Raw genomic sequence first — 17,685 nt, forward strand, 5'->3', positions numbered from 1 at the left:
GGAACCCCATGCAGATCGCGATCCTGCTCTACGACCGCTTCACCGCGCTCGACGCCGTCGGTCCCTATGAGCTGCTCGGCCGGCTGCCCGGCGCGGAGACCGTGTTCGTCGCGGAGAAGACGGGTCCGGTACGCAACGACCAGGGCAGTCTCACGCTGATCGCCGAACGGAGCCTCGCCGAGGTGACGGCCCCGGACATCGTCGTCGTCCCGGGCGGAACCAGCACGCGTCAGGTGCTGAAGAACAAGACGGTCCTCGAGTGGCTGCGCACGGTCGATGCCACCAGCACCTGGACCACATCTGTCTGCGTCGGCTCGCTGGTGCTCGCCGGAGCCGGCCTGCTGAAGGGCCGCCGCGCCACCTCGCACTGGCTCGCGCTGGACGACCTGGCGGGGTTCGGCGTCGAGCCGACCGGCGAGCGGGTGGTCTTCGACGGCAAGTACGTCACCAGCGCCGGGGTCTCCTCCGGGCTCGACATGGCCCTGCATCTGCTCGGTCGGATCGCCGGCGACCCGACCGCCCAGTCCGTGCAACTGCTCACGGAATACGACCCGCAGCCGCCCTACGACGCGGGCTCGCCCGACAAGGCCCCGGCGGACCTCGTGGCGGACTGGCGTGGAGAGGCCGAATGGGTCCTCCACGGTGCGAGCTGACCCGAACGTCACACGGTCCAGGTGAAGCGCGGCGCCCGCCGCTCCAGGAAGGCGGCGACACCCTCCTCGGTGTCACCGCCGCCGCGCGCCTGCTCCTCCCAGTGCGCGTCCCGGTCGGTGCGGCCGTTCGTGAACTCCTTCGCCGCCGCCTGCGTGAGCTGCGAGCGCGAGGCGAGGATCCTGGTGAACTCCGCGACCCGCTTGCCGAGTTCGCCGCCCGGCAGCACCTCGTCCACCAGACCGCTGCGCAGCGCCCGCTCGGTGTCGATCAACTCGCCCGAGAACAGCAGGTACTTGGCGGCCGCCGGACCCACCAGTGAGACCAGCCGCCGGGTGGACGAGGCCGGATAGACGATCCCGAGCTTCGCCGGAGTCACTCCGAACAGCGCGTCCGCCTCCGCGAACCGCAGATCACAGGCGGCCGCGAGCTGACAGCCGCCGCCCACGCAGTAGCCGCGCACGGCGGCCAGCGTCGGCTTCGGAAACGCGGCGAGCGCGTCCTCGGCCCGTACGGCAAGGGTCTGCGGAGCCTCGCCGGGCTCCCGCAGCGAGGAGATGTCCGCGCCCGCGCAGAAGGTCGGCCCCTCACCGGTCAGCACCAGCGCCCGCACCGCAGGGTCCTCGGCCAGCCGCGCCAGCAGCTCGGGCAGCGCGCGCCACATCCCGGCGGTCATGGCATTGCGCTTGTCGGGATTGCTGATGACGACGGTGGCCACGCCGTCCGCGACGGAGTGGTGCAGCTGGGGCTCCATGTGCCGGATGTTATCCGCCGAAGGTGCACCTGGCGGCCGGGGTCAATGCGTCGGAGAACCGGCCAGAAGAAGATCAGGATCAGTCGCACAACTGACGCTGTCATACGCACTCGGTCAAAAAGCGTCGATTGACGCTGACTTGTGTTCAGCTACCCGGTCCGGACCAACTGACTACCAACACTGATAACTCGATGGTCAGGGGCAGTCGAACCGAGGGTGGGTGCCGGACTATGGAGAGCCGCGGGAGCGTCCCGGCCCGGCCGTTGTCGTACGAGGGCGTCTGGCGATTCACCGCTCCTGCGGTCGACCTGTCGGTCCCACAGGCCCGGCACGCGGTGCGCGATCTGCTCAACCGCCAGGGAGTCCCGGCCCAGGACGAGCTCGTCCAGGGCCTGCTGCTGATCGTCTCCGAGCTGGTCACCAACTCCGTACGGCACGCGGCGCTGCTCTCGCCGGAGATCGCCGTCGAGGTCGCGATCGGACCCGAGTGGATCCGGGTGTCCGTGGAGGACAACCACCCGTACCGCCCCAAGGCGCTGGAGACGGACTGGGGGCAGACCGGCGGCCGCGGTCTGCTGCTGGTACGGGAGATCACACTGGAGGCCGGCGGATCCTGCGACGTCGAGCACACCGCGAGCGGCGGAAAGATCATCTGGGCCGCACTGCCCCTGAGACGCGACGGCGACACCGCGCGGCTCTAGGGCCTGTCGTCTGGATCTTGCCGGGCTCGCGTGCCCTGGCGCCGCGCCTCGCCGCGTTGTCGTCGGTCGGCATGGCTCCGCCATGCCTCCCTCCTCCGCCTTGCGATCCGTCCCCTGGGCCCTGGGGGCCCGGGGAGGCCCCATGGCACCAGACCCGCTCACTGATCCGGCCTGATCCAGACGACAGGCCCTAGATCTGGCGCTCGGTTCGCCTCCGGGTCACCAGCCGCTGGACGGACCCGTGAGCTCCTTGATCGCCGGGCGGGCGGCGTCGAGCACCGTCATGAACCATGCGGAGAACGGCGCGTCGGCATGCCGCTCGTCCAGCTCCTTCGGCGTCACGAACGCCGTATCGCCGACCTCCTCCGGATCCGGCCGCAGCGGAGCCTGCACCAGACCGACGAAGAGGTGGTTGTACTCCTGCTCCACCAGACCCGAGTCCGGGTCCGGGTGGTTGTAGCGGACCGTGCCCGCCTCGGCGAGCAGCGACGGCGAGATGCCCAGCTCCTCGTACGTACGACGGGCGGCGGCCGCGAACGGCGCCTCACCGGGGTACGGGTGCCCGCAGCAGGTGTTCGACCAGACGCCGGGGGAGTGGTACTTGCCCAGCGCGCGGCGCTGCAGCAGCAGGCGGCCGTGCTCGTCGAAGAGGAACACGGAGAACGCCCGGTGCAACTGCCCGGGCGCCTGATGGGCCGAGAGCTTCTCCGCGGTGCCGACGGTATTGCCGTGCTCGTCGACCAGCTCGAGCAGGATCGCTTGGGGTGCGCCGTTCGACGCACTGTTCGCCGCGGTGGCTGGTGAGGTCGGCATAACCATCCTTCGCATCGGTCCTCGGCCCTGAGGGGCCTGCCCAGTCTGCCGTACAAAAGCGGCTTGTCCGCACTTCGGCAGTCCGGGCATGTCCTCCTCCGGCGCCGTGGGTCGGCGCGGAAGCCGCCCTGTGCATCGGATGCTGAGAGCCCCCGGATAGCGCATTGCCCCGCCGCGCACCACGGGAACCATCCGGCCCGGGCCGGTCATGGCCGCATCGGGCACCACGAAACTTGGCCGGATTCCGCCGCGTCGGCCCGGCGCGCCGTCTCAGTGACAGAGCCTGGCCTCGTGCTCCGCATGGCCCACCGGCTCCAGCTGGAACGTGCAGTGCTCGACATCGAAGTGATCGCCGATGCATCCCTGCAGATCGTGCAGCATCTTCTCGTGCCCCACCGCGTCCAGCACATCCTGGTGCACCACCACATGCGCGGAGAGCACCGGCATTCCGGAAGTGATCGTCCAGGCATGCAGATCGTGTACGTCCTCCACACCCGGCAGCGCGAGTACGTGTGCCCGCACCTCACCCATGTCGACGCCCTTGGGAGCCGCCTCCAGCAGCACGTTCAGCGTCTCCCGCAGCAGCTTCAAGGTCCGCGGCACGATCATCAGGCCGATCAACAGCGACGCGATCGGGTCGGCCGCCTGCCAGCCGGTGGTCAGGATGATCCCGGCCGAGACCAGGACCATGAACGAGCCGAGCGTGTCCGCGAGCACCTCCAGATAGGCGCCGCGCACATTGAGGCTCTCCTTCTGGCCGCGCATCAGCAGTGAGAGCGAGACGGCGTTGGCCAGCAGACCGACCAGGGCGAAGGCGATCGTCAGTCCGCCCTTGGTCTCGGCCGGTTCGAGGAAGCGCTGCACCGCCTCGTACAGGAGGTACGCGCCGACGCCTAGCAGCAGCACACAGTTGGCGAGCGCGGCGAGTATCTCGGCCCGTGCGAAGCCGAAGGTCCGGTTCCCGGCGGCCGGCCGGTTGGCGAAGTGGATCGCCAGCAGCGCCATCGCCAGACCGACCGCGTCCGTCGCCATGTGGGCGGCGTCGGCGATCAGCGCGAGCGAGTCGGCGAGCACGCCGCCGACGATCTCCAGGACCGTCACGCTCAGCGTGATCGTCAGCGCGATGCGCAGGCGTCCCTGGTAGGCCGAGGCCGCGGTGCCGGTCGGCGGCGGTCCGCCGTGCGAATGCCCGTGGTCGTGCCCAGCCCCCATGCGAGACGCCTCCAGGTCGTCGGAATTGATCTGCCGAGACCTCAGTGAACTACGGGTGGGGGGTATCCGGCAACACGGCACTGAACACCGTTGTCATATCGCCTGACCTGCGGAAACGACCCGCAGGTCAGAGGCGCCCACAAGATCATCCGAGGCGAGCTCCGGGGTGCCGCAGGCACCAGCCGTCCCAGGCCGACTCGACCATCTCGCGCACTCCGCGGGAGGCCGTCCAGCCCAGTTCCTTGGCGATCAGATCGACGGAGGCGACGGCCTTCGCGGCATCGCCGGGGCGGCGCGGCTCGATCACCGGCTGCTCGTCGTAACCGGTGATCTCGGCCACCAGATCGGAGAGTTCACGCACCGAGACGCCGACGCCGCGGCCGATGTTGACCGTCAGATCCCCGGCGCCGTCCTGGTCGGCCAGCCTGCGGGCAACGGTGAGATGGGCGTCGGCGAGATCGGCCACGTGGATGTAGTCGCGGACGCAGGTGCCGTCCTGCGTCGGGTAGTCGGCGCCGAAGATCCGTGGCGCCTCACCGCGGGTGATCCGGTCGAAGAACATCGGGATGATGTTGAACACCCCGGTGTCGGCCAGCTCGGGACGGGCCGCGCCCGCCACATTGAAGTAGCGCAGACAGGCCGTCGACATGCCGTGCGCCCGGCCGGTGGCCCGTACCAGCCACTCGCCGGCCAGCTTGGTCTCCCCGTACGGATTGATCGGCACGCACGGAGCGGTCTCGGGGATCATCTCCAGGTCCGGCACTCCGTATACGGCCGCCGACGACGAGAACAGGAACCGCTGCACACCGGCCTCGACGACCGCCTCCAGCAGCACGGTGAGTCCGTGGAGGTTCTGCCGGTAGTAGAGCAGCGGCTCCTCGACGGACTGTCCGACCTGCTTCTTCGCGGCGAGATGGACGACGCCGGTCACATCGTGCTCCGCGAGCGTGCGGTCCAGCAGCTCGCGGTCCAGGACGGCGCCGCGGACCAGCGGGATCTCCTCGGGCAGCCGCTCGGCGACTCCGGACGACACATCGTCGAGTACGACGACCTTCTCGCCCGCCTCCCTCATGGCCAGCGCCACATGCGCGCCGATGTACCCCGCTCCACCTGTGATCAGCCAAGTCATGACCGCAAGCCTATGGCCTGTCGTCCGGGTCCTGTCGGGCCCTGCCGTGTCCTGTCGGGCCCTGCCGTGTCCTGCCGGGTTCGCGGGCCCTGCCGGGTTCGCGGGCCCTGCCGGGTTCGCGGGCCCCGGCACCGCGCCTCGGCGGACCCCGGCCCGGCCGACCCGCGGTTTGTGGGTCGAGGCGATGATCGACGATGATGATCTCGGTGCGCCCGGCACAACGGGGCAGGCACCGTCGAGCGGGGCGTAAACGGCCAGTGAACTCCCGCCTCCACGCATCAGATAGCCTCTGCCGACGAGCCGCCGCCCGTATACGGGCCGAGCCGCCGCGCACCCGCACACCCGCAGCTCCAAGGAGTGAGTTCGTCTGCCGACCGCCATCCTCACCGGCCCGCCGGTACCCGGATCGTCGCTCGAAGGCGATCTGCGGTCGCTGGGCTTCGACGTACGGGTCGCCCCGGATGCCGCCACGACCGGCTCGCTCCTCGCCGCCGTCCCCGCGTCGGAACGGGTCGCGGTCGTCGACGCACGCTTCGTCGGCCACGTCCACGCCCTGCGCCTGGCCCTGACGGACCCGCGCTTCCCCGCCGCCGCGGTCGAGGGCGCGCTCACGGCCCAGCCGGAGGCCCGGAGCGCGCTGACGCGCGCGCTGGAGACGACCACCGGCGTGGCCGGGCGCACACCGGCCGCGCGTGCGGCCGTGACGGAAGCCGGGAGCAACACAGCCACCGACACCGGCGTGCAGGCGGACGACCTGCCCGGCGCGCTCACCGCCGCCCTCGCGGCGACCGGCACCGCCGTGCACCGGCCCGAGCTCGGGTCGCTCGTCGCGACCGTGCCCGGCGACCCGCAGGCGCGGAACGAGGCCCGGCAGGCCGTCGCCGCCGTCGACGACGAAGCCGTCCGGCTGCGGTCCGCCGTGAAGGCCCGTGACGGGTTCTTCACGACCTTCTGCATCAGCCCGTACTCCCGCTACATCGCCCGTTGGTGCGCACGCCGTGGCCTGACGCCCAACCAGGTCACCACCGCCTCCCTGCTCACGGCCCTGATCGCGGCCGCCGCCGCGGCCACCGGGACCCGCGGCGGCTATGTCGCCGCCGGCGTGCTGCTGCTCTTCTCCTTCGTGCTGGACTGCACGGACGGCCAGCTCGCCCGCTACTCGCTGCAGTACTCGACGATGGGCGCCTGGCTCGACGCGACCTTCGACCGTGCCAAGGAGTACGCCTACTACGCGGGCCTCGCCCTCGGCGCGGCCCGCGGCGGCGACGACGTGTGGGCCCTGGCGCTTGGCGCGATGGTGCTCCAGAGCTGCCGCCATGTCGTGGACTTCTCCTTCAACGAGGCGAACCACGACGCCGTGTCCAACACCAGCCCGACTGCCGCGCTCTCCGACAAGCTCGACAGCGTCGGCTGGACGGTCTGGGTGCGCCGGATGATCGTGCTGCCGATCGGCGAGCGCTGGGCCATGATCGCCGTGCTGACCGCCGTGACCACCCCGCGGATCGTGTTCTACGCGCTGCTGATCGGCTGCTCCTTCGCCGCCTGCTACACCACAGCCGGCCGCGTCCTGCGCTCGCTGACCCGCAAGGCACAGCGGACCGACCGGGCCGCCCAGGCGCTGGCCGACCTCGCCGACTCGGGACCGCTCGCGGAGACCGTCGCACGCGCCGCGGCAAGCGGCGCCCGGAAGCTTCCCGCGCTGCTCCCGCCCGTGATCGCCTTCGCCGGCGGCGCGGCCGTCGTCGCAGCTGCCGCGTTCTGCGACTACGGCTCGCTCTGGCCCCTCGTTGCGGCCGTGATGTATGTCATCACCTCGGGCGTGGCCGTCGCCCGCCCCCTCAAGGGCGCCCTCGACTGGCTCGTCCCGCCCGTGTTCAGAGCCGCCGAGTACGGCGTCGTCCTGGCCCTTGCCGCCCGGGCGGAGGTGAACGGGGCCTTGCCCGCGGCCTTCGGACTGGTGGCCGCCGTCGCCTACCATCACTACGACACGGTGTACCGCATCCGCGGCGGTACGGGCGCGCCCCCGCGCCTGCTGGTTCGGGTGATCGGCGGCCATGAGGGGCGGGTCCTCGCAGTCGCGCTGCTGGCCGCGCTGGTCACCGCCACCGACTTCACCATCGCGCTGACGGTGCTCGCTGCCGTCGTCGCACTCGTGGTGCTGACGGAGAGCATCCGCTTCTGGGTGTCCTCCGCCGCACCCGCCGTACATGACGAAGGAGAACCCGCATGATCGGCCTCGTACTGGCAGCCGGTGCCGGACGGCGTCTTCGCCCCTACACCGACACGCTCCCGAAGGCCCTCGTGCCCGTGGACGGCGACACCACCGTCCTCGACCTGACGCTCGGGAACTTCGCGGAGATCGGCCTCACCGAGGTCGCCATCGTCGTCGGCTACCGCAAGGAGGCCGTCTACGAGCGCCAGGCCGCCCTGGAGGCCAAGTACGGCCTGAAGCTGACCCTCGTCGACAACGACAAGGCCGAGGAGTGGAACAACGCCTACTCCCTGTGGTGCGCCCGTGAGGTCCTGAAGCAGGGCGTCATCCTCGCCAACGGCGACACCGTCCACCCGGTCTCCGTCGAGCGGACCCTGCTCGCCGCCCGCGGCGACGGCAAGAAGATCATCCTCGCCCTCGACACGGTGAAGCACCTCGCCGACGAGGAGATGAAGGTGATCACCGCGGACGGCCAGGGCGTCACGCGCATCACCAAGCTGATGGACCCGGCCACCGCCACCGGCGAGTACATCGGCGTCACCCTCATCGAGCCCGAGGCCGCCGTGGAGCTCGCGGACGCGCTGAAGGCCACCTTCGAGCGCGACCCCGACCTCTACTACGAGGACGGCTACCAGGAGCTCGTGGGCCGCGGCTTCACCGTGGACGTGGCTCCCATCGGGGACGTCAAGTGGGTCGAGATCGACAACCACGACGACCTCGCGAAGGGCCGTGAGATCGCGTGCCAGTACTGACCCGGCTCATCCCGTCGCCGGTCGTCGTCGACATCAACGCCGGCGCACTGGACGACCTCGCCGGCCTGCTCGCCGACCAGCGGATCTCCGGATCCGGCAAGCTGGCGATCGCGATCAGCGGCGGTTCCGGCCAGGCGCTGCGCGAGAGGCTGTCGCCGGTGCTCCCGGGCGCCACCTGGTTCGAGATCGCCGACGGCAACATCGACTCCGCGGTCGGGCTGGCCGACGCCATCAAGGGAAAGCGCTACGACGCCGTGGTCGGCCTCGGCGGCGGCAAGATCATTGACGTGGCGAAGTACGCCGCGGCCCGCGTCGGCCTGCCGATGGTCGCGGTCGCGACGAACCTGTCGCACGACGGTCTCTGCTCGCCGGTCGCGACGCTGGACAACGACAACGGCCGCGGCTCCTACGGCGTCCCCGGTCCGATCGCGATCGTGATCGACCTCGACGTCATCCGCGAGGCGCCGGTACGTTTCGTACGCTCCGGCATCGGCGAGGCGATCTCCAACCTCTCGTCGATCGCGGACTGGGAGCTCTCCCACCAGGTCAACGGGGAGCCGGTGGACGGCCTGGCCGCAGCGATGGCCCGCACCGCCGGCGAAGCCGTACTGCACAACCCCGGCGGAGTCGGCGACGACGAGTTCCTCACCGTGCTCGCCGAGTCCCTGGTGCTGACCGGCATCGCGATCTCGATCAGCGGCGACACCCGGCCCGCGTCCGGCGCCTGCCACGAGATCAGCCACGCCTTCGACCTGCTTTACCCCAAGCGGGCAGCAAGCCACGGAGAACAGGTCGGACTGGGAGCCGCCTTCGCGATGCACCTTCGCGGAGCCCAGGACGAAGCACGGCTGTTCGCCGAGGTGCTGCGCAGGCACGGCCTGCCGGTGCTGCCCGACGAAATCGGGTTCTCCATGGACGAGTTCGCCAAGGCCGTGGAGTACGCACCGCAGACCCGACCGGGCCGCTTCACCATCCTCGAGCACCTTGACCTCACCACCGATCAGATCAGGGACGCGTACGCCGACTATGCCAAGACCATCAGTAGCTGAACTCCGTCCGGTCGTTCACCCGGAGGGAGTGAAGGACCGGCGAAGCGGGGAGCACTGGGGCGGCCGCCTGTACATGCGCGAGGTCTCCCTGCGCATCACCCGCCGCCTGGTCACCACCAAGGTCACGCCGAACCAGCTGACCTACCTGATGACCATCTGCGGCGTCCTCGCGGCCCCCGCCCTGCTCGTGCCGGGCGTCTGGGGCGCCGTCCTCGGCGTCGTGGCGGTCCAGCTCTACCTGCTGCTCGACTGCGTCGACGGCGAGGTTGCCCGCTGGAAGAAGCAGTTCTCGCTCTCCGGCGTATACCTGGACCGCGTCGGTGCCTACCTGTGCGACGCCGCCGTCCTGGTCGGCTTCGGCCTGCGCGCCGCCGACCTGTGGGGCTCCGGGCGGATCGACTGGCTGTGGGCCTTCCTCGGCACGCTCGCCGCGCTCGGCGCGATCCTGATCAAGGCCGAGACCGACCTGGTCGGGGTCGCCCGCCACCAGGGCGGTCTGCCGCCGGTCAAGGAGTCGGCGTCCGAGCCCCGCTCGTCCGGCATGGCGCTGGCCCGCCGGGCCGCCGGCGCGCTGAAGTTCCACCGGCTCGTCCTCGGCATCGAGGCGTCGCTGCTCATCCTGCTGCTCGCGATCCTGGACGCGGTCCGGGGCGACCTGTTCTTCACGCGCCTCGGCGTCGCCGTGCTGGCCGGCATCGCGCTGCTCCAGACGCTGCTGCACCTGGTGTCCATCCTGGCCTCGAGCAGGCTCAAGTGAGTACGCCCATGAAGCTCGGCGCGGTCATCATCACGATGGGCAACCGCCCCGACGACCTGCGCGCGCTGCTCGACTCGGTCGCCAAGCAGGAAGGCGAGCCGATCCAGGTGGTCGTCGTCGGCAACGGCGCGCCGGTGCTCGATGTCCCCGAGGGCGTACGCACCGTGGACCTGCCCGACAATCTGGGCATTCCGGGCGGACGCAACGTCGGCATCGAGGCCTTCGGGCCGTCCGGCTCCGAAGTCGACGCGCTCCTCTTCCTCGACGACGACGGTCTGCTGCCCAACACCGACACCGCCGAGCTGGTGCGCGAGGCCTTCGCGGCCGACCCGGGTCTTGGCATCGTCAGCTTCCGGATCGCCGACCCGGAGACCGGGCTGACCCAGCGCCGGCACGTTCCGCGGCTGCGGGCCTCCGACCCGCTGCGCTCCTCGCGCGTGACGACCTTCCTCGGCGGCGCCAACGCCGTACGGACAAAGGTGCTCGCCGAGGTCGGCAGCCTGCCCGACGAGTTCTTCTACGCCCACGAGGAGACCGACCTCGCCTGGCGTGCGCTGGACGCGGGCTGGGCCATCGACTACCGCGCGGACATGGTGCTGTTCCATCCGACGATGCCGCCGTCCCGGCACGCGGTCTACCACCGCATGGTGGCCCGCAACCGGGTCTGGCTGGCCCGCCGCAACCTGCCCGCGCCCCTGGTCCCCGTCTACATCGGTGTCTGGGTGCTCCTCACGCTGGCGCGGCGGCCATCGCTGCCCGCACTGAAGGCCTGGTTCGGAGGTTTCAAGGAGGGCTGGCGGACCCCCTGCGGTCCCCGCCGTCCCATGAAGTGGCGTACTGTGTGGCGGCTTACCAGACTGGGCCGACCACCTGTCATCTGACAAGCTCGGTTCTGAGAGCATCGGGTTCACGGGGGAGGCGGCTACGCCCGAAGCCGCGCCCGAATTGCCGCGCATCTTGAAGACGAAAGTTTCCACTTGTGAGTGACACAACTCATGACGGTGCGGTCATGCTGACCAAACCGCCAGCCGCCGACGACGGTCTGTCCCCGGCGGAGATCGCTGCCAAGTACGGCCTGTCGGTCAGCGGTGCCCGACCGGGGCTGGTCGAGTACATCCGGCAGCTGTGGGGCCGACGCCACTTCATCCTGGCCTTCTCGCAGGCCAAGCTGACGGCCCAGTACAGCCAGGCCAAACTCGGCCAGCTGTGGCAGGTGGCCACCCCGCTGCTCAACGCGCTCGTCTACTACTTGATCTTCGGGCTCATCCTGGGGACCCGGGAGGGGATCTCGAACGAGGTCTTCGTCCCGTTCCTGGTGACGGGTGTCTTCGTCTTCACCTTCACCCAGAGCTCGGTGATGGCGGGCGTACGCGCGATCTCGGGCAACCTCGGACTGGTGCGAGCACTGCACTTCCCCCGTGCCTCGCTGCCCATCTCGTTCGCCCTGCAGCAGCTCCAGCAGCTGCTGTTCTCGATGATCGTGCTGTTCCTGATCGCCATCGGGTTCGGCAGCTACCCGAAGCTGTCCTGGTTCCTGATCATTCCCGCGCTGGTCCTGCAGTTCGTCTTCAACACCGGTCTCGCGCTGATCATGGCGAGGCTCGGCAGCAAGACTCCGGACCTGGCGCAGCTGATGCCCTTCATCATGCGAACCTGGATGTACGCATCCGGCGTGATGTTCTCCATCCCGGTGATGATGAAGGACAAGCCCGAGTGGATCGCCACCGTGCTGCAGTTGAACCCGGCCGCCGTCTATATGGACCTGATCCGCTTCGCGCTGATCGACGGCTACGGCTCGGAGAACCTGCCGCCGCACATCTGGGCGTTCGCGCTCGGCTGGGCGATCCTGTTCGGCGTCTTCGGGTTCGTGTACTTCTGGAAGGCTGAAGAACGGTACGGCCGTGGCTGAAGACAACATGCAGGACCGGATCCCCACCGTCATCGCCGACGATGTGCACATCGTCTACCGCGTGCACGGCAGCGCCGGCGGCAAGGGCAGTGCCACCGCGGCGCTCAGCCGGATGCTCAAGCGCGGCAAGGGCGAGCCGCGTGGTGTGCGCAAGGTGCACGCCGTGCGGGGCGTCACCTTCACCGCGTACCGCGGCGAGGCGATCGGACTGATCGGCACCAACGGCTCCGGCAAGTCCACACTGCTGCGTGCCATAGCCGGGCTGCTGCCGACCGAGAGCGGCAAGGTCTACACCGACGGTCAGCCCTCGCTGCTCGGTGTGAACGCCGCGCTGATGGGCGATCTGACCGGCGAGCGCAATGTCATCCTCGGCGGCCTCGCCATGGGAATGTCGCGCGAGGAGGTCCGCGAGCGCTACGAGTCGATCGTCGACTTCTCCGGGATCAACGAGAAGGGCGACTTCATCACCCTGCCGATGCGCACCTACTCGTCGGGCATGGGCGCCAGGCTCCGCTTCGCCATCGCGGCGGCCAAGGACCACGACGTCCTGATGATCGACGAGGCACTGGCCACCGGTGACCGGAAGTTCCAGATCCGCTCCGAGCAGCGGATCCGCGAGCTGCGCAAGGAGGCCGGCACGGTCTTCCTCGTCAGCCACAGCCTCGGTTCGATCAGGGACACCTGCGACCGCGTGCTGTGGCTGGAGAAGGGCGAGCTGCTGATGGACGGCCCCACGGCCGAGGTCCTGAAGGCGTACGAGAAGGAGACCGGCAGGTAACCCGGCCCCGATCGCCAGTTCCGACAAAAGACCCCCGCCGTGGCATCCAGGCGGGGGTCTTTTGCGTCATGGCAGGGGACGGCGCGGTCCGCACCGCGGCTCGACAGCCGGCCCGGAACGTCAAGCGAAGGTCAATTCCTGTGCGACAGAGGAAGGTTGGCCCCGATTGGAGTGTTCTTGTAATGCGCGCAACACCCCGACGTATCACTACGCGTTGTACAACGTAAGCTGTACCGGTGCTGAATCACGGCAAGTGGGGCGATACCCCCTCGGCATAGTGCCCGCCAGGCGGTCCCCCCGGAGTCGGGAACACCGGCGGCGTGTCCGAAATAGGATGGATTGGATCGGCAGTGTAGAACGGGAGATGTGACGGCAATGACGGAAAATCTCCAGCTCCGCGAGGCTTTCGCCGTCCCCGCACCGGGCAGCTCCGCATGACGGGCACCCGGCAGACGCGTGCTGTGTTCCCGGCGAATCCCGCGCGCGCCACGCTCGACAAGGCCGCGGACGAGAACTTTCCCGTAGCCCCCTTCTTCCTGCCGCGCGACTGGCGCGACGACCTGATGGCCGTATACGGCTTCGCCCGCCTCGTCGACGACATCGGCGACGGCGACCTCGCCCCCGGCGGCGCCGACGCACGCCACCTCGGAGTCGATCCCGCGGACGCCGACGACCGGCTCGCGATGCTGGCCGCCTTCGAGACCGATCTGCTCCGGGTCTTCGACGCGTCCGGCGAAGCGCCGCGGCATCCGCTGTTGCAGGCCCTCCAACCGACCGTGCGCCGCCGCTCGCTCACCACCGCCCCCTTCATCGGCCTGATCGAGGCCAACCGCCAGGACCAGCTGGTGAGCCGCTACACGACCTATGACGAACTCCTCGCCTACTGCGAGCTGTCCGCCAACCCCGTCGGCCGGCTGGTGCTGCAGATCACCGGAACCGCGAGCCCCGAACGGGTGCGCCGTTCCGACGCCGTGTGCACCGCGCTCCAGATCGTCGAGCATCTCCAGGACGTCACCGAGGACCTGGGCCGCGGCCGGATCTACCTGCCCGCCGAGGACATGCACCGGTTCCACGTCACCGAGGCCGAACTGGCCGCGCCGACCGGCAGCGCCTCGGTGCGGGCCCTGATCCGCTACGAGGCGGATCGCGCCCGGCAACTGCTGGATGAAGGCACACCGCTGGTGGGTAGCGTCCACGGCAGGCTGCGACTGCTGCTCGCCGGATTTGTGGCCGGCGGGCGCGCCGCACTCAACGCGATCGCGGCCGCAGGGCACGATGTTCTGCCCGGAGCGCCCAAGCCCGCCAAGGCCCATCTGCTGCGTGAAGTGGGAGCCGTCTTGCGAAGAGCGCGTAGAGAGGGGTGAGCCGGACGATGGAGGGACCGACACAGGCGTCCGCGCAGGTGCAGGCCGCGTACAGCTACTGCGAGGCCGTCACCGGGCAGCAGGCGCGTAACTTCGCCTACGGCATCAGGCTGCTGCCGACCGACAAGCGACAGGCCATGTCCGCGCTGTACGCCTTCTCCCGGCGGGTCGACGACATCGGCGACGGCGCACTCGCGCCCGAGGCCAAGCGCGAGCGCCTCGAAAGCACCCGCGAACTGCTGGACCGGATCAGGCAGCACGCGGTCGACGAGGACGACACCGACCCGGTCGCCGTGGCCCTCGCGGACGCGGCGGGCCGCTTCCCGCTCCCGCTCGGCGGGCTCGACGAACTGATCGACGGCGTCCTGATGGACGTTCGCGGCGAGACCTACGAAACCTGGGACGATCTCAAGGTCTACTGCCGCTGCGTCGCGGGCGCGATCGGGCGGCTCTCGCTCGGCGTGTTCGGCACTCAGACCGGCGCGCGCGGCACCGAGCGCGCCGGCGAGTACGCCGACACGCTGGGGCTCGCACTCCAACTCACCAACATCCTCAGGGACGTTCGCGAGGACGCCGGCAACGGACGCACCTATCTGCCCGCCGACGACCTCGCCAAGTTCGGCTGCTCCACGGGCTTCCACAGCGCAACGCCGCCGCCCGGCTCCGACTTCGCCGGCCTGGTCCACTTCGAAGTGCGGCGCGCCCGTGCGCTCTTCGTCGAGGGCTACCGGCTGCTGCCGATGCTCGACCGGCGCAGCGGAGCATGCGTCGCCGCCATGGCCGGCATCTACCGCCGGCTGCTCGACCGCATCGAACGCGACCCCGAGGCGGTGCTGCGCGGCCGCGTCTCGCTGCCGGGCCGCGAAAAGGCGTTCGTCGCCGTGCGCGGCCTGTCCGGACTCGACGCCCGGCACGTCAACCGGCAGAGCCTCAGGGGGCGCGCGTGATGCTGCCGTACGCGCACAACCGGCGGGCAACCCTCCGCTCCGGTGCGGCGTCCCAGACTGCAACGGCCGCACAGGGTCAGGGGGAAGGCGCATGAGCGACGACGACCTGCGGACCCGGCACGCGGTGGTGGTCGGCGGCGGACTCGCCGGAATCACCGCGGCGCTCCAGCTCGCCGACGCGGGCATGGACGTCACCCTCGTCGAAGGCCGCCCACGACTGGGCGGCCTCGCCTTCTCCTTCCGGCGCGGCGACCTCACCGTGGACAACGGCCAGCATGTCTATCTGCGCTGCTGCACCGCCTACCGCTGGTTCCTCGAGCGGGTCGACGGCGCTGAACTCGCGCCGCTCCAGGACCGGTTGGACGTGCCCGTGCTCGATGTGGCACACCGGCGCGGACCGCGGCTCGGACGGCTGCGCCGCACCGCGCTGCCCGTGCCGCTGCACCTCGCCGCAAGCCTGGCCACCTATCCGCACCTTTCGCTCGTCGAGCGGGCGAGCGTCGGGCGCGCCGCTCTCGCGCTGGGCAAGCTCGACCCGGCCGACCCGGCGCTCGACGGCATCGACTTCGCCACCTGGCTGGGCCGTCACGGCCAGTCCGAGCGCACCATCGAAGCCCTGTGGGACCTGGTCGGGGTGGCGACGCTGAACGCCACGGCGCCGAACGCGTCCATGGGACTCGCCGCCATGGTCTTCAAGACCGGACTGCTCTCCGAGCCCGGCGCGGCCGACATCGGCTGGGCCCGCGTGCCGCTCGGCGACCTCCACGACACGCTGGCCCGCAAGGCCCTCGACTCCGCCGGCGTACGCACCGAAGTCTCCACCCGTGTCCGCAGCGTCTCCCGTGGCGAGCACGGACGCTGGGACGTCGAGGTGGAGGGCGAGCGTCTCGAGGCGGACACCGTCGTCCTGGCCGTGGCCCAGCGCGAGGCCCATGCGCTGCTGCCCGAAGGGGCCATCGAGGACCCGGACCGGCTGCTCGACATCGGCACCGCGCCGATCCTGAACATCCATGTCCTGTACGACCGCAAGGTGCTGCGCCGGCCCTTCTTCGCCGCGCTCGGCACACCCGTCCAGTGGGTCTTCGACCGCACCGACGCCTCCGGACTCAAGGACGGCCAGTATCTGGCGCTGTCCCAGTCCGCCGCCGAGGACGAGATCGACGCACCCGTCTCGCAGCTGCGCGAGCGCTATCTGCCCGAACTGGAACGGCTGTTGCCCGCCGCGCGAGGAGCCGAGGTGCGCGACTTCTTCGTCACCAGGGAGCGCACGGCGACCTTCGCACCCGCTCCCGGAGTCGGCAGACTGCGCCCCGGCGCCCGCACCCGCGCTCCCGGCCTGTACCTTGCGGGCGCGTGGACCGCCACCGGCTGGCCCGCGACCATGGAGAGTGCCGTACGCAGCGGCTTCACCGCCGCAGGCGCCGCGCTCTCCGCCCTCGGCCGCCCCCATGAACATCCGCTCAAGGAGGCGGCATGAGCCTGAGTACTGGAACAAGAGGAGAGACCGTGCCGACTGTGCCCTCGGCGAACCCGGCTGAAGACACCGCAGCCGGCGTCGACATCGTCGCGCTGCTGGAACGCGGGCGGACGTTGTCCACCCCCGTGCTGCGCGCCGCCGTGGACCGGCTCGCGCCGCCCATGGACACCGTCGCCGCCTACCACTTCGGCTGGATCGACGCCCAAGGACGGCCCGCGGACGGGGACGGCGGCAAGGCCGTACGGCCCGCGCTCGCGCTGCTGTCCGCCGAAGCGGCCGGCGCCTCGCCCGAGGTGGGCATCCCCGGCGCGGTCGCCGTCGAGCTGGTGCACAACTTCTCGCTGCTGCACGACGACCTGATGGACGGCGACGAGCAGCGCCGCCACCGCGACACCGTCTGGAAGGTGCACGGGCCCGCCCAGGCCATCCTCGTCGGCGACGCGCTCTTCGCGCTCGCGAACGAGGTCCTGCTGGAGCTCGGCACCGTCGAGGCCGGACGTGCGACGCGCCGGCTCACCACCGCCACGCGCAAGCTGATCGACGGCCAGGCCCAGGACATCTCCTACGAGCACCGCGAGCGGGTCACCGTCGAGGAGTGCCTGGAGATGGAGGGCAACAAGACCGGCGCGCTGCTGGCCTGCGCCGTCTCCATCGGCGCGGTCCTCGGCGGCGCGGACGACCGCACCGCCGACACGCTCGAGGCGTACGGCTATCACCTCGGACTCGCCTTCCAGGCCGTCGACGACCTGCTGGGCATCTGGGGAGACCCGGTGGCCACCGGCAAGCAGACCTGGAGCGATCTGCGCCAGCGCAAGAAGTCCCTTCCGGTCGTCGCCGCGCTCGCCGCCGGCGGACCGGCCTCACAGCGCCTCGGGGAGCTGCTCGCGGCCGATGCCAAGAGCAGTGACTTCGACAGCTTCTCCGAGGAGGAGTTCGCCACCAGGGCGGCCCTGATCGAGCAGGCAGGCGGCCGCGAGTGGACCTCCCAGGAGGCCCGCAGGCAGCACGCCGTCGCCATCGAGGCGCTCAGCGGTGTCGACATGCCCGAGCAAGTGCGGGCGCAGCTCGTGGCGCTCGCCGACTTCGTCGTCGTACGAAAGAGATGATCGCTATCGCGTCCACCATATGAATCGCAGTCGCCGGCCGGCGACCGGGCAACCGGACGCCGGCCGACGGAGAC

17 protein-coding genes are annotated in these 17,685 nt (G+C 70.3%); 13 read left to right on the plus strand and 4 right to left on the minus strand.

The window, feature by feature from the left end; translation table 11 throughout:
- Positions 1 to 8 precede the first annotated feature (8 nt).
- Complete coding sequence (locus ACH4YL_RS11725) at positions 9 to 653, plus strand: DJ-1/PfpI family protein (RefSeq protein ID WP_398507095.1); 645 nt, start codon at positions 9 to 11, stop codon at positions 651 to 653.
- Positions 654 to 661: 8 nt separating this feature from the next.
- On the opposite strand, the gene ACH4YL_RS11730 is transcribed toward ACH4YL_RS11725, so the two are convergent.
- Positions 662 to 1,405, minus strand: coding sequence for an enoyl-CoA hydratase/isomerase family protein (locus tag ACH4YL_RS11730; protein WP_398507096.1), 744 nt, complete (start codon positions 1,403 to 1,405; stop codon positions 662 to 664).
- A gap of 230 nt (positions 1,406 to 1,635) precedes the next feature.
- On the opposite strand from ACH4YL_RS11730, the gene ACH4YL_RS11735 reads away from it, so the two are divergent.
- Positions 1,636 to 2,106: an ATP-binding protein gene (locus ACH4YL_RS11735; protein WP_398507097.1), complete on the plus strand. Its 471-nt coding sequence runs from the start codon at positions 1,636 to 1,638 to the stop codon at positions 2,104 to 2,106.
- 219 nt (positions 2,107 to 2,325) lie between these two features.
- Here the strand turns inward: ACH4YL_RS11735 and idi are convergent, their stop codons facing one another.
- The 3 genes from idi to galE form a co-directional block, all read right to left on the minus strand.
- Entirely contained in the window at positions 2,326 to 2,919 is a 594-nt protein-coding gene (gene idi / locus ACH4YL_RS11740) for an isopentenyl-diphosphate Delta-isomerase (RefSeq protein ID WP_398507098.1), read from the minus strand.
- Between the two features lie 270 nt (positions 2,920 to 3,189).
- Entirely contained in the window at positions 3,190 to 4,131 is a 942-nt protein-coding gene (locus ACH4YL_RS11745; RefSeq protein WP_398507099.1) for a cation diffusion facilitator family transporter, read from the minus strand.
- A gap of 145 nt (positions 4,132 to 4,276) precedes the next feature.
- Positions 4,277 to 5,260, minus strand: a complete 984-nt coding sequence (gene galE / locus ACH4YL_RS11750) for a UDP-glucose 4-epimerase GalE (RefSeq protein ID WP_398507100.1) — start codon at positions 5,258 to 5,260, stop codon at positions 4,277 to 4,279.
- A gap of 367 nt (positions 5,261 to 5,627) precedes the next feature.
- Between galE and ACH4YL_RS11755 the strand changes: the two genes are divergently transcribed.
- The 11 genes from ACH4YL_RS11755 to ACH4YL_RS11805 all read left to right on the plus strand — a co-directional run bounded on the left by ACH4YL_RS11755 (position 5,628) and on the right by ACH4YL_RS11805 (position 17,611).
- Positions 5,628 to 7,490, plus strand: coding sequence for a DUF5941 domain-containing protein (locus tag ACH4YL_RS11755; RefSeq protein WP_398507333.1), 1,863 nt, complete (start codon positions 5,628 to 5,630; stop codon positions 7,488 to 7,490).
- Entirely contained in the window at positions 7,487 to 8,224 is a 738-nt protein-coding gene (locus ACH4YL_RS11760; RefSeq protein WP_398507101.1) for a sugar phosphate nucleotidyltransferase, read from the plus strand. Before ACH4YL_RS11755 ends, ACH4YL_RS11760 begins: the two co-directional genes overlap by 4 nt.
- Positions 8,212 to 9,273, plus strand: a complete 1,062-nt coding sequence (locus ACH4YL_RS11765) for an iron-containing alcohol dehydrogenase family protein (RefSeq protein ID WP_398507102.1) — start codon at positions 8,212 to 8,214, stop codon at positions 9,271 to 9,273. The genes ACH4YL_RS11760 and ACH4YL_RS11765 overlap by 13 nt, the downstream gene beginning before the upstream one ends.
- Entirely contained in the window at positions 9,251 to 10,030 is a 780-nt protein-coding gene (locus ACH4YL_RS11770; protein WP_398507103.1) for a CDP-alcohol phosphatidyltransferase family protein, read from the plus strand. The genes ACH4YL_RS11765 and ACH4YL_RS11770 overlap by 23 nt, the downstream gene beginning before the upstream one ends.
- 8 nt (positions 10,031 to 10,038) lie before the next feature.
- Positions 10,039 to 10,911: a glycosyltransferase family 2 protein gene (locus ACH4YL_RS11775; protein ID WP_398507334.1), complete on the plus strand. Its 873-nt coding sequence runs from the start codon at positions 10,039 to 10,041 to the stop codon at positions 10,909 to 10,911.
- Positions 10,912 to 11,009: 98 nt separating this feature from the next.
- Positions 11,010 to 11,939 (plus strand): ABC transporter permease, encoded by a 930-nt coding sequence (locus tag ACH4YL_RS11780; RefSeq protein ID WP_398507104.1) that lies wholly within the window; start codon positions 11,010 to 11,012, stop codon positions 11,937 to 11,939.
- Entirely contained in the window at positions 11,932 to 12,717 is a 786-nt protein-coding gene (locus tag ACH4YL_RS11785) for an ABC transporter ATP-binding protein (protein WP_398507105.1), read from the plus strand. Before ACH4YL_RS11780 ends, ACH4YL_RS11785 begins: the two co-directional genes overlap by 8 nt.
- A 434-nt stretch (positions 12,718 to 13,151) precedes the next feature.
- A complete protein-coding gene (gene hpnC / locus ACH4YL_RS11790) occupies positions 13,152 to 14,081 on the plus strand; it encodes a squalene synthase HpnC (RefSeq protein ID WP_398507106.1) in 930 nt (309 codons plus the stop codon).
- An 8-nt stretch (positions 14,082 to 14,089) separates the two neighbouring features.
- On the plus strand, positions 14,090 to 15,028 hold the full coding sequence (gene hpnD, locus ACH4YL_RS11795) for a presqualene diphosphate synthase HpnD (RefSeq protein ID WP_398507107.1): 939 nt from the start codon (positions 14,090 to 14,092) through the stop codon (positions 15,026 to 15,028).
- A 91-nt stretch (positions 15,029 to 15,119) separates the two neighbouring features.
- Positions 15,120 to 16,505, plus strand: a complete 1,386-nt coding sequence (hpnE, locus tag ACH4YL_RS11800) for a hydroxysqualene dehydroxylase HpnE (RefSeq protein WP_398507108.1) — start codon at positions 15,120 to 15,122, stop codon at positions 16,503 to 16,505.
- A gap of 38 nt (positions 16,506 to 16,543) precedes the next feature.
- On the plus strand, positions 16,544 to 17,611 hold the full coding sequence (locus ACH4YL_RS11805) for a polyprenyl synthetase family protein (RefSeq protein WP_398507335.1): 1,068 nt from the start codon (positions 16,544 to 16,546) through the stop codon (positions 17,609 to 17,611).
- Positions 17,612 to 17,685 lie beyond the last annotated feature (74 nt).

This window comes from Streptomyces sp. NPDC020681 (assembly GCF_044334895.1).
Lineage (GTDB): Bacteria > Actinomycetota > Actinomycetes > Streptomycetales > Streptomycetaceae > Streptomyces.

Excerpts from the sequence above, each read along its gene's own strand:
- ACH4YL_RS11770 (WP_398507103.1), top strand. The coding sequence starts at position 9,251 with ATGCCAAGACCATCAGTAGCTGAACTCCGTCCGGTCGTTCACCCGGAG.
- ACH4YL_RS11730 (WP_398507096.1), bottom strand. The coding sequence starts at position 1,405 with ATGGAGCCCCAGCTGCACCACTCCGTCGCGGACGGCGTGGCCACCGTC.
- ACH4YL_RS11760 (WP_398507101.1), top strand. The coding sequence starts at position 7,487 with ATGATCGGCCTCGTACTGGCAGCCGGTGCCGGACGGCGTCTTCGCCCC.
- galE (WP_398507100.1), bottom strand. The coding sequence starts at position 5,260 with ATGACTTGGCTGATCACAGGTGGAGCGGGGTACATCGGCGCGCATGTG.
- hpnD (WP_398507107.1), top strand. The coding sequence starts at position 14,090 with ATGGAGGGACCGACACAGGCGTCCGCGCAGGTGCAGGCCGCGTACAGC.
- hpnE (WP_398507108.1), top strand. The coding sequence starts at position 15,120 with ATGAGCGACGACGACCTGCGGACCCGGCACGCGGTGGTGGTCGGCGGC.
- ACH4YL_RS11735 (WP_398507097.1), top strand. The coding sequence starts at position 1,636 with ATGGAGAGCCGCGGGAGCGTCCCGGCCCGGCCGTTGTCGTACGAGGGC.
- ACH4YL_RS11745 (WP_398507099.1), bottom strand. The coding sequence starts at position 4,131 with ATGGGGGCTGGGCACGACCACGGGCATTCGCACGGCGGACCGCCGCCG.
- hpnC (WP_398507106.1), top strand. The coding sequence starts at position 13,152 with ATGACGGGCACCCGGCAGACGCGTGCTGTGTTCCCGGCGAATCCCGCG.
- ACH4YL_RS11775 (WP_398507334.1), top strand. The coding sequence starts at position 10,039 with ATGAAGCTCGGCGCGGTCATCATCACGATGGGCAACCGCCCCGACGAC.
- idi (WP_398507098.1), bottom strand. The coding sequence starts at position 2,919 with ATGCCGACCTCACCAGCCACCGCGGCGAACAGTGCGTCGAACGGCGCA.
- ACH4YL_RS11725 (WP_398507095.1), top strand. The coding sequence starts at position 9 with ATGCAGATCGCGATCCTGCTCTACGACCGCTTCACCGCGCTCGACGCC.